Origin of the sequence: Nonomuraea sp. NPDC003560 (assembly GCF_042878785.1) — a bacterium.
Taxonomy (GTDB): domain Bacteria; phylum Actinomycetota; class Actinomycetes; order Streptosporangiales; family Streptosporangiaceae; genus Nonomuraea.
Window position 1 is genome coordinate 98218 of record NZ_JBIAOF010000016.1, and the last position, 13514, is coordinate 111731.

General features: G+C 75.4%; 14 protein-coding genes. 4 read left to right on the top strand and 10 right to left on the bottom strand.

What is annotated here, in order from left to right:
* Positions 1 to 109: 109 nt before the first annotated feature.
* Complete coding sequence (locus tag ACFYUV_RS44825; protein WP_387680603.1) at positions 110 to 2377, bottom strand: catalase; 2268 nt, start codon at positions 2375 to 2377, stop codon at positions 110 to 112.
* A gap of 254 nt (positions 2378 to 2631) precedes the next feature.
* On the opposite strand from ACFYUV_RS44825, the gene ACFYUV_RS44830 reads away from it, so the two are divergent.
* Genes ACFYUV_RS44830 through ACFYUV_RS44840 form a run of 3 tightly spaced genes read left to right on the top strand, consistent with a single transcriptional unit; the run spans position 2632 to position 4336 of the window.
* On the top strand, positions 2632 to 3297 hold the full coding sequence (locus ACFYUV_RS44830; protein ID WP_387680606.1) for a hypothetical protein: 666 nt from the start codon (positions 2632 to 2634) through the stop codon (positions 3295 to 3297).
* Positions 3294 to 3686 (top strand): phage holin family protein, encoded by a 393-nt coding sequence (locus ACFYUV_RS44835; protein WP_358012454.1) that lies wholly within the window; start codon positions 3294 to 3296, stop codon positions 3684 to 3686. The genes ACFYUV_RS44830 and ACFYUV_RS44835 overlap by 4 nt, the downstream gene beginning before the upstream one ends.
* Complete coding sequence (locus ACFYUV_RS44840) at positions 3683 to 4336, top strand: DUF3618 domain-containing protein (RefSeq protein ID WP_387680609.1); 654 nt, start codon at positions 3683 to 3685, stop codon at positions 4334 to 4336. The genes ACFYUV_RS44835 and ACFYUV_RS44840 overlap by 4 nt, the downstream gene beginning before the upstream one ends.
* A gap of 71 nt (positions 4337 to 4407) precedes the next feature.
* On the opposite strand, the gene ACFYUV_RS44845 is transcribed toward ACFYUV_RS44840, so the two are convergent.
* The 9 genes from ACFYUV_RS44845 to ACFYUV_RS44885 form a co-directional block, all read right to left on the bottom strand.
* Positions 4408 to 4893, bottom strand: a complete 486-nt coding sequence (locus tag ACFYUV_RS44845) for an ester cyclase (RefSeq protein ID WP_387680612.1) — start codon at positions 4891 to 4893, stop codon at positions 4408 to 4410.
* Between the two features lie 57 nt (positions 4894 to 4950).
* On the bottom strand, positions 4951 to 5841 hold the full coding sequence (locus tag ACFYUV_RS44850; protein ID WP_387680614.1) for a LysR family transcriptional regulator: 891 nt from the start codon (positions 5839 to 5841) through the stop codon (positions 4951 to 4953).
* Positions 5842 to 5907: 66 nt separating this feature from the next.
* Positions 5908 to 6639 (bottom strand): class I SAM-dependent methyltransferase, encoded by a 732-nt coding sequence (locus ACFYUV_RS44855; protein WP_387680617.1) that lies wholly within the window; start codon positions 6637 to 6639, stop codon positions 5908 to 5910.
* 121 nt (positions 6640 to 6760) lie between these two features.
* The gene (locus ACFYUV_RS44860; protein ID WP_387680620.1) at positions 6761 to 7537 is read right to left on the bottom strand and encodes a class I SAM-dependent methyltransferase; all 777 of its coding nucleotides are present in this window, start codon (positions 7535 to 7537) and stop codon (positions 6761 to 6763) included.
* Between the two features lie 88 nt (positions 7538 to 7625).
* Entirely contained in the window at positions 7626 to 8885 is a 1260-nt protein-coding gene (locus ACFYUV_RS44865) for an alpha/beta fold hydrolase (protein WP_387680623.1), read from the bottom strand.
* A gap of 78 nt (positions 8886 to 8963) precedes the next feature.
* Positions 8964 to 9617, bottom strand: a complete 654-nt coding sequence (locus ACFYUV_RS44870) for a response regulator transcription factor (protein WP_357977843.1) — start codon at positions 9615 to 9617, stop codon at positions 8964 to 8966.
* Positions 9614 to 11521, bottom strand: coding sequence for a sensor histidine kinase (locus ACFYUV_RS44875; RefSeq protein ID WP_387680626.1), 1908 nt, complete (start codon positions 11519 to 11521; stop codon positions 9614 to 9616). Before ACFYUV_RS44875 ends, ACFYUV_RS44870 begins: the two co-directional genes overlap by 4 nt.
* A 115-nt stretch (positions 11522 to 11636) precedes the next feature.
* Entirely contained in the window at positions 11637 to 12248 is a 612-nt protein-coding gene (locus ACFYUV_RS44880; protein WP_387680629.1) for a dihydrofolate reductase family protein, read from the bottom strand.
* A 74-nt stretch (positions 12249 to 12322) separates the two neighbouring features.
* Positions 12323 to 13165: a helix-turn-helix domain-containing protein gene (locus ACFYUV_RS44885; protein WP_387680632.1), complete on the bottom strand. Its 843-nt coding sequence runs from the start codon at positions 13163 to 13165 to the stop codon at positions 12323 to 12325.
* Positions 13166 to 13174: 9 nt separating this feature from the next.
* On the opposite strand from ACFYUV_RS44885, the gene ACFYUV_RS44890 reads away from it, so the two are divergent.
* Positions 13175 to 13501 (top strand): hypothetical protein, encoded by a 327-nt coding sequence (locus tag ACFYUV_RS44890; RefSeq protein WP_387680635.1) that lies wholly within the window; start codon positions 13175 to 13177, stop codon positions 13499 to 13501.
* The last annotated feature ends 13 nt before the right edge of the window (positions 13502 to 13514 follow it).

Below are 13514 nucleotides of genomic sequence, written 5' to 3' on the forward strand. Positions count from 1 at the left end.
GGGCGATCTGCTTTCACGGCCGGGGCGGCGGCATCGCGCCCGGCCGGAACACGCGTCGCGCGCCGCGACCTGGCGTCGCGGCGCGCGATGGGAGGGCGGTTCTGCCGGCTCAGGCCACGTCGGGGTGGACGCGGAAGCGGTCCCAGACCCGGTGCAGGGGCAGCAGGGCGAGCACGTCGCGCAGCACCCCCTCGCCGTCCTGGCCGGTGACGACGCCCGGCGCCTGCGCGGGGATCCCGGCGGCCTGCAGCGCCTGCGCGGCCGTGCCCCAGCCGCCCACCGCCTTGGCGTGCCGGTACGCCTCGCCGACCAGGAGCAGCACGCGCGGGTCGACCGGGGTGCCGCCGTCGCCGGCCTTGGCGTCGCGGGCGCCGTACGCGTCGTCGCCCGGGGCGGGCGCCCCGGCCAGCAGCACGGCGTCGAACTCGACGGAGCGGGCCGTGGCGAAGGTGCGCTGGACGGCCAGCGTGCCGCCCAGCATGCCGCCCTTGGGCGCGATGACGAGCGGCGTCATCCCGCCGTCGAGCACGGCCTGGCGGACGGCGCCCACGACGCCGAGGTCGCTGGTCTCGTCCGCGACGATGCCGATGATCCGGCCGTCCAGCGGCCACTCCCGGCCGACCTGCGACAGCGCCGGGCTCGGCGCCGGGTCGGCGAGCGGCACGGTGGGCTCGGGGGCGGGCAGCCCGAGGCCGTCGGCGACCTCCCGGCACAGGACCGGGTCGATGTTGGCCAGCACCCGGAGCTGGCGTTCCTTGACCGCCTGCTCGTAACACTTGCCCAGCTCGAAGGTGTAGGCGCTGATCAGGTGCTCGCGCTCGACCGGGGACAGGCTCAGCCAGAACAGCCGCGGCTGGCTGTAGTGGTCGGAGAAGGTCGCGGGCGCCTCGCGCACCTTGCGTCCGGCGACCTCCAGCGGCACCTCGACGTAGGCGCCCTGCTCGGCGCCGGCCTGGAAGGGGCAGCCGCCGTCCAGGGAGTTCGGCCGGTACGGGGCCACCCCGCGGTGGACGGCCGTCTGGTGGAAGCCGTCGCGCAGCATGTCGTTGACCGGCGCGTGCGGCCGGTTGATGGGGATCTGCGCGAAGTTCGGGCCGCCCAGGCGGGTGATCTGCGTGTCGAGGTAGGAGAACAGCCGCGCCGCCAGCAGCGGGTCGTCGGTGATGTCGATGCCCGGCACGAGGTGCCCGACGTGGAAGGCGACCTGCTCGGTCTCGGCGAAGAAGTTCGACGGGTTGGCGTTGAGCGTCATCAGGCCGACCGGGTGCACGGGGGCCAGCTCCTCGGGCACGATCTTCGTCGGGTCCAGCAGGTCGATGCCCTCGAACATCTGCTCCGGCGTGTCCGGGAAGACCTGGATGCCCAGCTCCCACTGCGGGTGCGCGCCGGCCTCGATGGCGTCGGCGAGGTCGCGCCGGTGGAAGTCGGGGTCGACGCCGCCGGCGATCTGGGCCTCCTCCCAGGTCAGCGAGTGCACGCCGAGCTTGGGCTTCCAGTGCCACTTGGCCAGCGTCGTCTCCCCCGCCGCGTTGACCAGGCGGAAGGTGTGCACGCCGAAGCCTTCCATCATGCGGAACGAGCGCGGGATGCCGCGGTCGGACATGTTCCACATCGTGTGGAAGGTGGCCTCGGTGTGCAGGGAGACGAAGTCCCAGAACGTGTCGTGCGCGCTCTGCGCCTGCGGGATCTCCCGGTCGGGATGCGGCTTGCCGGCGTGGATGACGTCGGGGAACTTGATGCCGTCCTGGATGAAGAAGACCGGGATGTTGTTGCCGACCAGGTCGAACACGCCCTCGGCGGTGTAGAACTTGGTGGCGAAGCCGCGGGTGTCGCGGACGGTGTCGGCCGAGCCGCGCGAGCCGAGCACGGTGGAGAAGCGGACGAAGACCTGGGTCTTGGCGCCCTCGGCGAGGAAGGCCGCCTTGGTGATGTTCGAGGCGGTGCCGTACGCCTGGAACACGCCGTGCGCGGCGGCGCCGCGGGCGTGCACCACCCGCTCGGGGATGCGCTCGTGGTCGAAGTGCATGACCTTCTCGCGCAGGTGGTGGTCCTGCAGCAGCACCGGGCCGCGCGGGCCGGCCTTCAGCGAGTGGTCGGTGTCACGCAGCCGCAGCCCCTGGGCGGTGGTCAGGTACTCGCCACCCTGCGCCATCTGGTCCTGCGAGGCGCCGGTCGGCTGCCCGGTGGGCGAGACGGTCTCGGGCCCGGTCTGGTCCGGCTTGGGCGGCAGCGGCTCCCGCGGTTCGGTCGGCTCCTCAAGCTCGGGCGGCAGGCTGTTGGGCACGCCGGGGATCTCGGCCGGCTGCACCGCGCCGTGATCGGTGACGGCGCCGACGACCTTCTCCACGGCGGACTTGAGCGGGTGCGACTCGTTCATGCTTGGTTCCTTAGGAAGGGCCACAACGGATTGACCAGGTCTGGCGCCTCCCTACCCATGCTCAGCCGTGTAACGCGAATAGTCGCACTTCAGGGCGGTTCGCGACCCCGCACGAACACGCTCGGAGCGCCATCGGAGCAGCGCGGGACGCCGATCCCCTTTTCACGTTCTTTGCCCTGCGTTGGGGTGTTTTTGGTTTGGCGAAGGCCGTCCGGGTAGCCACAGGCGGCATCAATCCCACGAGGAGGGCACCCATGAGTGAATACCCGACGGGGACCGGCCAGGAGGGAACGCTCCATCAGGGCAAGGCCGCCGCGCAGGAGGTCGCCGGGACCGCCAGGGAGGCCGGCGTCCAGGTGGCCGGCGAGGCCAGGGCCCAGGCCAGGAACGCCGTCGACGAGCTGCGCGACCGGGTGCGCGCCCAGTCCGAGCAGCAGAGCAGGCGTGCCGCGCAGAGCCTGCGGGAGTGGTCGGAGGACCTGTCGGCCATGCACGAGCAGGCCAAGCCCGACTCGCCGGTGACCAACGTCGTACGCCAGGCCGCCGACCAGGGCAGGCGCGCGGCCGACTACCTCGACAGGCACGGCCTGGCCGGGGTGGTCGGCGAGGTGCAGAGCTTCGCCCGCCGCCGCCCGGCCGCGTTCCTGGCCGGCGCCCTGGCCGCGGGCTTCCTGGTGGGCCGCGTCATCAAGGCCTCCGGCGACGGCTCAGGGACGGCCTCCCAGCCCGCGGTCCCACCGCCGCCCGCCGACCCCACCCTGCCGAGCGTCGCGCAACCCGGCACGGCGCCGCCGCAACCGCTGCACCGGCCGCTCGGCGACCCCCTCGGGCAGGACGACACCCGCCCGGTGCCGCCGCTCACCACGCCACCGGCCGCCCCGGCCGCTCCCGCCTACGGCGCCGGGAGTGACCTGCCATGACCGCGCAGCCCGAGGAACCGACGCTCGGCCAGCTGGTCGGCGAGATCGGCGAGGACATCTCCAAACTGTTCCGCCAGGAGGTGGAGCTGGCCAAGATCGAGCTCCGCCAGGAGGCGACCAAGGCGGGCAAGGCGGCCGGGATGCTCGGCGGCGCCGGCTTCGCCGGCTACATGATCGCGCTGCTGGTGACCCTGGCCGTCATGTTCGGCCTGGGCGAGGTGATGGGCCTGGGCTGGGCCGCGCTCGTTCTCGCGGTCGTCTGGGCGGTCATCGGCGGAGTGCTGTACGTCAACGGGCGCAACCGGCTGCGCGAGATCAACCCCAGACCCGAGCAGACCATCGAGACGCTCAAGGAGGACGCGCAATGGGCACGCGACCTGAGGAAGTGAGAAACGAGATCGCCGCCACGAGGGCCGAACTCGCGGCCGACGTGGACCGGCTGGCCGACCGGACCAGCCCGGCGCGGATCGCGCGCCGCCGTACCGAACGGGTGCGGGAGGCGGCGCGCTCGTTGCGGGAGCGGGTGATGGGAACCCCCTCCCACGGCGCGTCCCATGCCGCCGGACGGGCGCGGCACAGCGTCGCCGCCACCGCCGGCTCGGTGGGCGAGGGGGCGCACCAGGCCGGCCACGCGGTGATGGAGGGCGCCCACCAGGCGGCCGGCACCGTGCGGCACGGCGCCCACGTCGCGGCCGAGACCGTACGGGCCGCGCCGGAGCAGGCCAGGCGGAGCACCCAGGGCAACCCCCTGGCGGCCGGACTGATCGCCTTCGGCGCCGGTCTGCTGGCCGCCACGCTCATCCCCGCCACCGAGGCGGAGGAGCAGGCCGTCGGCCAGCTCCGCGAGCAGGTCGGCGACGTGCTGGAGCCGGTCGTGGAAGCCGGCCGCGAGTCGGCGCAGCAGCTCGGCCAGGACGCCAAGGAGCTGGCGGGGCAGGCCGTCCAGCAGGTCAAGGACAGCGCGTCGGAGGCGGCCGCCGCCACCGCCGACCAGGCCCGCGAGCAGGCCCGCCAGGTGGGCGGACACCGCTCCGGCTGACGCCCGTCCGGACGTGCGCAGGCCCTCACAGCCGCATCAGGCCGTGAGGGCCTGCGCCATTGTCCGGCGGGTCACCTGGCGTCCCCGGCCTCCTCCGTGGCCCCGGTGTCCGGGGGCTCGAAGGCCAGGGGCAGGCACAGGCCGATCTGGGAGTAGATCTCCAGCTGGTCGTAGTAGAGGCGCTGGCTGGAGACGAGCCCGTCGCGCAGGTCCCAGAACCAGCAGGCCCGCACGGTGATCTGGCGGCCGGTCGCGGCCAGCACCTCGCCCCCGACCGTCAGGTAGGGGCCGGAGTGCGTCCCGGTCGCCGTCAGCTCGGTGGCGATCGTGTCGCCCAGGGCGACGGTCTCCCACAGCGTGAAGTGCAGGTCGGGAAAGCCGTCCCAGATCTGGGTGAAATAGGAGGCGATCTCCTCATGACCGCCCGCCTCCATCTCGGGGCTCACGACGACCGCGTCCGGCGCGTAACACCGCGACACCGCCTCGACGTCGTGCGCGTTGGCGGCGCCGATCAGCCGGCGCACGATGTCGTCCGTCGGCGACGGCACCTCTTCCATGCCAGGGACCGTACCCGGACCAGGGCAGCGCACCGCCAAACGGTCGTCAGCAGCGGCTCATGGATGGGTGGCCGCCGCCGGGGCGGCGGGCGTCCGGAGGGTGCGCAGCTCCCCGAGCAGGTCGCGGATCAGCGCGGAACCGGCCAGTTCGCGGGTGGTGACGTAGCCCACCCGGCGGCGGGGGGCGCCCTCGCCGAGCCCGGCCGTGGCGACCCTGGCCGGGGCGTCCACCGTGGACAGGCGGGGCACGATCGCCGCGCCGAGCCCGTGCCCGACCATCGACATGACGACGCCGTCGTCCTCGACCGTGATGTCGCCGGGCGGGATCCACTCCTGCGCGGCCAGCCAGCGCCGGGTCTCGCCCGAGCAGTTCTCGTGCCAGTCGATCATGGGGAGCGACCGCGGGTCCGGATGCCCCAGCGGATGGGCCAGCACGTACGGCTCCTCGTACAGCTCCTTGCAGACCAGGCCGTCCACGTACATCGGCAGGGTCAGGACGCCCACGTCGGCCCGGCCGTCGGCCACCTCGCCGGCGATGCCCCTGCCCAGGTCCGGGACGACGCGCACGTCCACGGTGACCTTGGGGTGCCGCCGGCCGAACCGGACCAGCACGCGCGGCAGCAGGTGGAAGGCGGCGCTGCGGAAGGCGGCCAGCCGGATGGTCCCGGTGGCCTCGCCGCGGGCGGCGGTGCGCGTGTCGGCCCGCATGACCTCCATGAGCCGCAGGATGTGCCGGGCGTGCCCGACCGCGGCCCGCCCCGCCGCGGTGGCCCGCGCGCCGGCGCGGCCCCGCCGGAACAGCACGGCTCCCATCTTCCGCTCGGCGGCGCGCAGGGCGTGCGAGACGGCCGACTGGGTCAGCCCCAGCCGTACGCCGGCCGCCGTGACGCTGCCCTCGCCGTCGACGGCGACCAGGACGCGCAGTTCCGCGGGGGTGAGATCGTCCACGGCGGCGACAACGGACGAAGACCTCTCACGCATTCCGCGACCGCCGAGGAAGGCCGCCGGTCCGGGCTACGCGATCAGCAGGCGCAGGCCGAGCTCGGCCTCGTCGAGTTCGAGCAGGTCCCGGTTGCGTGCGGCCCACCGGCCGGAGGCGAGGTCGGCACGCAGGTCGCGCACCGCGCGCCGCTCGACGTCCGGCCCGAGCCTGGCCCAGACCGACATCCCGCGGCGGACGTCCTCCTCCAGGTACGCCTCCGGCCGGCGCCAGAAGGCCTCGAACAGGCCGTCGGCGCAGTCCCACGGGATGGGCACGGCTTCCAGCCGGGCCCCGATCGCCGCCGCCAGCTCGGTCACCGAGGGCCGGCCTGCCACGAGGCCGGCGACCTCGGGCAGGTAGTCGCGGGACAGCCAGAACCGGTCGCGCCAGCCGGCGTCGCCGGTGTCGTGGGTGAACACCACCACGCGCCGGGCGACCCGCCGCATCTCGCGCAGCCCGCCGAGCACGTCCGGCCAGTGGTGGACCGACGAGACGGCCATGGCGGCGTCGAAGGACCGGTCGTCGAACGGCAGGCGCTCGGCGGACCCGGCCAGGCACGGCGCCGCCTCCGCCGGGCGCTGCGAGCGCATGAGCGCCGACGGCTCCACGGCCAGGACGTAACGATCGGGCGGCTCGTAGGACCCGGTGCCCGCGCCGACGTTCAGCACGGTCCGGGCGTCGCCGAGCGCGGCCCAGATGCGCGCGGCGATGCGCGGATCGGTGCGCCGCGTCGTGGTGTAGGCCGCTCCGATGGTGTCGTACAACGGCGCTCCGGACATTCGGCACCGCCTTCCCGGCCGTCACCGTCCGACGGGAGGCCGCTTGATCGTTGTTTTCGCATCTATCGGCAGGTGAAACCTCTTCACGGCCCTGGCTCGGACGCCCTCACAACCGCCGGACGCGCAACACGGCGGTCAGCATCGGCAGGGTGAACTCGCCGTCGGCGGTCTCGGGCCGGCCGGCGAGGTAGGCGCGGATCCGGCCGAGCCGGGCCGCGCGTTCCCCTTCGGGCATGACGAGCATGCCCGCCCTGGTCGCGAGCGTCTCGGCGAGGGAGTCCGCGGTGCGGCGCTGGCCGTGCGGGAACTGGTCCTGCTCCGGCGTCCCGAACCGCGGCGCGCCCGACCTGGGCAGGTGCATCCCGGCCGTCTCTACGCGCCAGGCGGCGGGCGTGTCGCGCGGGCCGACCGCCTCGCCGCCGCCGGCCCGCGCGAGCCCGGCCACCCAGTCGACGCCGTCGTCGAGCACGTTCCACAGGCCGGCCAGGACGCCGCCGGGAGCCAGGACCCTGGCGATCTCGGGCCCCGCGACGGCCATGTCGAACCAGTGCATGGCGTTGCCGGCCAGCACCGCGTCGACGGACGCGGCCGGCAGCGGGATCGCCTCGGCACTGCCCGGCAGGGCGCGGACGTCCGGCAGCGCCCGGCGCAGCTCGGCCAGCATCGCCGGGTCGGGCTCGACCGCGACGACCTCGACGCCCAGCTCGACCAGCGTCGCGGTCAGCTTGCCGGTGCCGGCCCCGAGGTCGAGCACCCGAAGCCCGGGCGCCGTCTCCAGCGCCCAGCGCACGGCGGCGTGCGCGTAGTCCGGCCGGTGCTCGGCGTACGCGGCCGCCGCGGCTCCGAATGACGAGCTGTGACGTAGCCGTTCGTCCGGCTCCACGCGCTCTCCTCTCCCGCCCCGCCGCCCGGCGGAGCCCCTGAAGTCACCCGCATCCTAAGATCACCGATCCCGGAACGCGCGGCGGCGTCTAGGAGCGGGCGGGATCCGTGGCGCCGGTGTAGGCGGGGACGGGCAGCGGGCGGTCGAGGAGGAAGGCGCGGATCAGGCCGCGGTAGAGGTCGGGACGGCCGTTGGCGATCGAGTGGCCGGCGCCCGGGACGTACACCAGGGTCGAGTCCGGCAGGGTGCGCCGGTAGTCGTAGGTGACCTCCCACTTGAGGTAGTCGCACTGCCCGCGCATGATGAGCACCGGCACCCGTACCCCGCGCAACCGGGGCCGCGGGTCGGGCACGGCGGCGGCGTCCTCGGCGGTGACCTGGTTGCTGTAGAAGCCGGGCAGGTTCCCGTGCACGGGGGCGGGTTTCGCGTCCGCGCAGCCCGTGGCGTCCTTGGCCACCAGCAGCAGCGCGCGCATCCGGGCGTCGGCCTCGGCGTCGGGCACCAGCGCCCGCGCCGCGGCCGGGTTCACCCCCAGGAGCAACGACTGGACCAGCATGCGCGGGGAGCTCGTCAGCGCGTCGGCCTGGGCCTGGAGGGGGGCGGGCAGGCCGTCCCACGGGCTGCCGACGCCGCCGGGGAAGGCGGGCTCCCAGATCGCGCCCGGCGAGGTGAGCACGGCCTTGGCCACCCGGTCGGGGTGGGCGGCGAGGTAGGCGGCCGACAGGGTGCCGCCCCACGACCTGCCCACCAGGACGATCTTCGGGGCGCCGATGGCCTGGCGGACGGCCTCCAGGTCGGCGACGTGGCGGGCGACCGTGTACCCGGACGGGTCGGCCAGCCGGGTCGAGCGGCCGGCGCCGAGCTGGTCGTAGGCGTAGACGTCGAACCCGGCGGCGGCCAGCTCCTCGCCGCCCTCCGGCAGCCCCTCCCCTGGCGTGCCCGGGCCGCCGTGCAGGAAGATCACGGGCGGGCGGCCGGCCGTGCCGGATCCGGCGAGCTTGACGTAGGCGAGCCGGGAGCCCGTCGGGAGCTGCCAGTACGCGACCCCGGCGGGCGTCGCGGCCGGCGGCGGGACGGGGAAGGGCCGGAAGACCGCCAGCCCGGCGAGGGCGGTAACCGCCACGGTGTTCACCACCACGTAGGGCGGCACCAGCCGGGGCAGCCCCAGCAGGCGGAGCGCGGGACGTCCGAGCAGCCAGGAGACGGCGGCGACGGCGAGCACCCCCGCCCCCGCGAACAGCGGCACGGCGGCCGTCACGGCCGCCACGAGCAGGAAGACCACAGCCCCGGCGGCGACCGCGGCGATCTCGGCGACCACCAGCAGGATCGCGCCTGACACACGTTTCATGTGCCACAACGTTAGGAACGCGCGCGCCGCGTCTCCTCCTGCCGGCGACCGAACCGTGCCCCCGCCACGCGGCGGGGGTCAGCCGGCCCCGGGACGGATCAGGCCGGACTCGTAGGCGTGGATGGTCGCGTGCAGCCGGTCGCGCACGCCCAGCTTGGCCAGGATCGCCGCCACGTGATCCTTGACCGTGGCCGGGCTGAGCGCCAGGACGGCGGCGATCTCGGCGTTGGACAGCCCGCGCGCGACGTGCCCGAGCACCTCGCGCTCGCGGGCGGTGAGCCCGTCGGGCCGCGCGGGCGGGCCGGGGTCGGCGGCCGCGGCGAAGCGTTCGAGCAGCCGCCGGGTGATCACCGGGTCGAGCAGCGCGTCGCCTCGCGCGATCACCCGCACCGCGTCCACGACCCGCGCCGGCTCGGCGTCCTTGAGCAGGAACCCGGACGCGCCCGCGCGCAGCGCGCCGAACACGTACTCCTCCAGGCCGAACGTGGTCAGCACGACGATCCGGGTGCCCGGCGTGCCGGCGGTGATCCGGGCGGTGGCGGCGAGCCCGTCGAGGCCGGGCATCCGGACGTCCATGAGCGCCACGTCCGGGCGCAGCTCGGCGGCGAGCGCCACGGCGGACTCGCCGTCGGCGGCCTGCCCGACCACGTCGAGGTCGGGTTCGGCGGCCAGCACCGCGGCGATCCCGACCCGGACCACCGCCTGGTCGTCGACGACGATCACCCTGATCATCCGGGCAACCATACCCGCACGTCGTCCGGGCCGCCGGTGGCCAGCGTCCCGCCGTACCCGTCGGCCAGGGTGTGCAGCCGGCGGCGGGCGCGCCGGGCCGCCGTGCCCTCGACGAGCACGCCGTCGGGCAGGTACGACACGGTGATCCGGTCCCCGGCCAGCTCCTCGACGGCCCGGAACACGCCGACCTCCAGCTCCGGCGTCAGGCCGTCAGGGTCGCCGACATGGCGGACGCCCGCCTGACGCCGGGCGGCCAGCAGCTCCAGCCCGGCGAGCGTCGGCGGCGGGCCGTCGGATCCGGCGGGGCGGCGCAGCTCGTCCAGCAGCCGCCGGAGCGCGTCGATCGCGGCGCGGGCGGCGTCGCGCACCGCCGCCAGGTCGCCCTTCCCGGCCGCCGCGACGACCGCGTCCGCGTGCCGGGCGGCCGTGGTGCGCAGGCCCTCGACGATCCGCTCGCGTTCGCCGCGCGCCACGTCCGCCAGCCGGCCGGCCAGCAGGTCGCGTTCGGCGGTCGCGGCCGCCCGCCGCCGCGCCCGCGCCCGGCCGACCAGGACGCCCGCCGCCCACGCCGGAGCCGACAGGAGCGCCACGGCCGTGGCGAGCACCGCCCAGGCGGCCGTCCGGTCGCCGGCGATGCCCGGCCCGAGGGCCAGCGCGAGGCCGCCCACCAGGCCGACGGCGAGGATCGCGAGCACGCCCCGGCGCCTGGGGTGGTGGGCGCCGAAGGCGTAGAGCTGGGCCAGCTCCACCCACCACGCCCAGAGGAACAGGTCGCCCGCGGGGGTCGGGGTCAGGCCGGCCATCGCCACCGGATGGATCGACAACATCGCGGCCAGGCTCCACGCGGGCCGCCGCACCCGCCACCACAGAGGCAGGGCGTGCAGGACGAAGAGGGGGCCGAGCACGAGGAACTCGCGCGGCGCCGGAGTGCCTCCCGGCAGCAGGCTCGCCCCCATCGTCAACGCGACGGCGAGCCCGGCCAGCGCCGCGTCCCAGGCCCGCCGCCCGCGCCACCACGCCCGCCGGAACGGGGGCGGCCCGGCGGGGGCGGGGAAGGCGGCCCGGACCGTCCAGCCGCCGGCGTCCGGGCCCGCCGTGAGCGTGCCGCCGCAGGCCGCCACGGTCGTGGCCAGCCCGGACAGGCCGTGGCCGGTGCCCAGGTCGTCGTGCTCCCGCGCGCCGCCGGTGTCGCGCACCTCGACGGTCAGCCGGCCGGGTTCGCCGAGGACGGCGACGTCCACCCGGGCGCCGCCCGCGTACCGCGCGGCGTTGGTGAGGCCCTCCTGGACCACCCGGTAGGCGGCCGCCGCGACCTCGGGCGGGGCGGCGGCGGCCGTCCTGCGGTAGCCGACCCGGCCGGGGTCCGCGCCGGGGCCGGGCCGGCCGGCGACCAGGGCGTCGATCGCCGGCAGGTCGCAGACGGCCTCCCGCGCGCCCGCCAGTTCGGCGCGGGCCAGACGGGCGGCGTCCCCGGCGTGGCGCAGGGCGGACTCCCGCATCGCCGGGTCGGCCACGTGCAGCGCGGACGCCGCGGCCACCGCGATGCCGGTGAGCCGGTGGGCAGCGGTGTCGTGCAGTTCGGCGGCCATCCTGAGGCGCACGGTGTCCGCCACGGCCGCGGCCGCCCGCGATCGCGCCGCCCGGTGCTCGGCCAGGGCCGCCCGCCGCGTCCGGCCCCGCCGGTGCGCCCGCCCGAACGCCCAGACGACCGCGCCCACGCCGCCCGCCACCAGCGCCACGCCCGCCAGCGCCTGCGGCGGCCAGCCGCGGGCCGCCGCGACGGCCGTCGCCGCCGCCACCAGGGCCGCGACGGCCGCGATCGTGACCCCGGCCGTGCCGCGGACGGCCGCGCCGTACAGGAGGGCGACGCCGACGAGCGCGCACCACAGCAGAACGGAGCTCACGGCGTCAGGCTAGCTTCCGCGGCTCGGCCGCGATCCTGGCCGACCGGCGGATGAGCCACCCGTCGCTGGACGGGTCGGCGTTCCGGAGGGACCTCGCGCGGATCGTCGGCCGCGACTAGCGGCGCACCTTGTACCGCACGTGCAGCACCCCCTCGCCCTGGACGACCATGTGCGGGTCCGCCAGGAGGTGCTGCCCGGCGACGCGGCCGAAGTAGGGCTTGCCGGAGCCGAACACCACCGGCACGACGTCCATCGCCACCTCGTCCACCAGACCGGCCGCGAGCAGCTGGCCGCCGACGTCGCCGGCGTTCACGCTGACGACCCGGTCCCCGGCCAGCTCCTGGGCCCGGGCGACGGCGGCCGTCACGTCGGCGGCGAAATGGTAGGACGCCTCGGGGTGCCAGCCCTCGGGCTTGGGCCGGTGGGACACCACGACCACGTGCTCCCCCGCCGGCGGCCGTCCTTCCCAGCCGTTCACCAGGTCGAACAGCGTGCGGCCCATGATGATCACGCCGACCGACTCCCAGATCGGCCGGACGTACTCCGCCGACGCCTTGGACACCCTGAAGCGGCCGCCGGCGCCGGAATGGTCGTAGTCCGGGTCGTCGCCCGGCGTGAGCGGGGTGTCGCCGTTCCAGTACCAGTCGTGCAGGGGGCCGACGTCGTCGTTGCCGTCGGCGATGAAGCCGTCCACCGACACCGCGCTGTTCATGATCACTGCGCCCACGGGGTCTCCTCGGTCCTCGTCAGAAGTACGCCTGCGATCCTGCCGTCCCGGAGGGCTGCCGGGCTTGTAGAAAATCAATCGGCGGGCATCGGGCCGTCGTCCGGCGGGAAGCCCGGCTCGGCGGGGAACCGGCGCCGCAGGGCCAGGTACCCGGTCGGGGTGTGGCCGGTGAAGTCCTTGAACTCCCTGCTGAAGTGGGCCTGGTCGAAGTAGCCCGCCGTGTGGGCGAGCGCCGTCCAGTCGACCGGGCGCGACGCGTCCACGGACAGGATCAGCCGGGCGAAGCGGTAGATCCGGGCCACCCGCTTCGGGGTGACGCCGACATGGGACTTGAACTGCGCGGCCAGGTGGTTGCCGCTCACCCCGGCGGCGTCGGCCAGCGCGCCGACCGGGACCGCGCCGTACGTGGCCGCCAGGCGGCCGCCCGCGTGCCGGACCAGGTCGAGATTGCGCGACGATGTCCCCTCGAACCGCGCCCGCAGCTCCTCCTCCACCACCCGCAGGACACCGGCGGCCGAGGCGAGGTCGCCGGCCCGGTCGCGGATCCGGTCCAGGGACCGCTGCCAGAGGGCGTCGGCCGGCACCCACCGGTCGCGCAGCTCGCCCGCCGGCACGCCGACGAACGGCGTCATCCCCCACGGCTTGAAGTGCACCCCGACCAGCCGCACCCGGGCGGGGTACTCGTAGCGGAACCGTCTGGTCCACATCCCCATGAACCAGCCGTCGGCGAACACCGCGGGCGGCACGGAAGGGTCGGAGTCCCACAGGCGGGCGGGGTCGCCCAGGTTGACGAACAGGTGTCCCGACGGCATCGGCGGGACGTTCATCAGCCGGTGTCGCGGCACCCCGGTCAGGCAGTAGATGTCGTCGATGAACCGGTCGAGCGGCGGCGCGGGCACCCGTCCGACGTATTCCATGGGACCAGTGTGGCCTCCTTGGTGGCGCACGCGCACGTCTACTGCGCGGGTGACCTGAGCGCGGGTGAGGGCTTCGCCGGCGCCGTCTGGATGCTGAGCAGGTTCGTGCTCTTCCCGGCCGTGTCGGCCGGGTCGGCGCTGCTGTCCCTGCCGGTGCAGTTGCTCGCGCGGTTGCCGTGGGCGGCCGGGCGGCTGTGGCCGCAGCTCCTCCTGACGGTGCTCGCCCTCGCCGTCACGCTCGCCGGGCCCGCTGCGCTGACCGTGTACGACGTGGCCACCCAGGGCACTCCCGGCGACTGCGTCGTGCCCTGGTGGCCTGCGTGGCTGCCCACGTAGGGACGGTCTCCGG

Excerpts from the sequence above, each read along its gene's own strand:
- ACFYUV_RS44870 (WP_357977843.1), bottom strand. The coding sequence starts at position 9,617 with ATGATCAGGGTGATCGTCGTCGACGACCAGGCGGTGGTCCGGGTCGGG.
- ACFYUV_RS44825 (WP_387680603.1), bottom strand. The coding sequence starts at position 2,377 with ATGAACGAGTCGCACCCGCTCAAGTCCGCCGTGGAGAAGGTCGTCGGC.
- ACFYUV_RS44885 (WP_387680632.1), bottom strand. The coding sequence starts at position 13,165 with ATGGAATACGTCGGACGGGTGCCCGCGCCGCCGCTCGACCGGTTCATC.
- ACFYUV_RS44835 (WP_358012454.1), top strand. The coding sequence starts at position 3,294 with ATGACCGCGCAGCCCGAGGAACCGACGCTCGGCCAGCTGGTCGGCGAG.
- ACFYUV_RS44865 (WP_387680623.1), bottom strand. The coding sequence starts at position 8,885 with ATGAAACGTGTGTCAGGCGCGATCCTGCTGGTGGTCGCCGAGATCGCC.
- ACFYUV_RS44845 (WP_387680612.1), bottom strand. The coding sequence starts at position 4,893 with ATGGAAGAGGTGCCGTCGCCGACGGACGACATCGTGCGCCGGCTGATC.
- ACFYUV_RS44830 (WP_387680606.1), top strand. The coding sequence starts at position 2,632 with ATGAGTGAATACCCGACGGGGACCGGCCAGGAGGGAACGCTCCATCAG.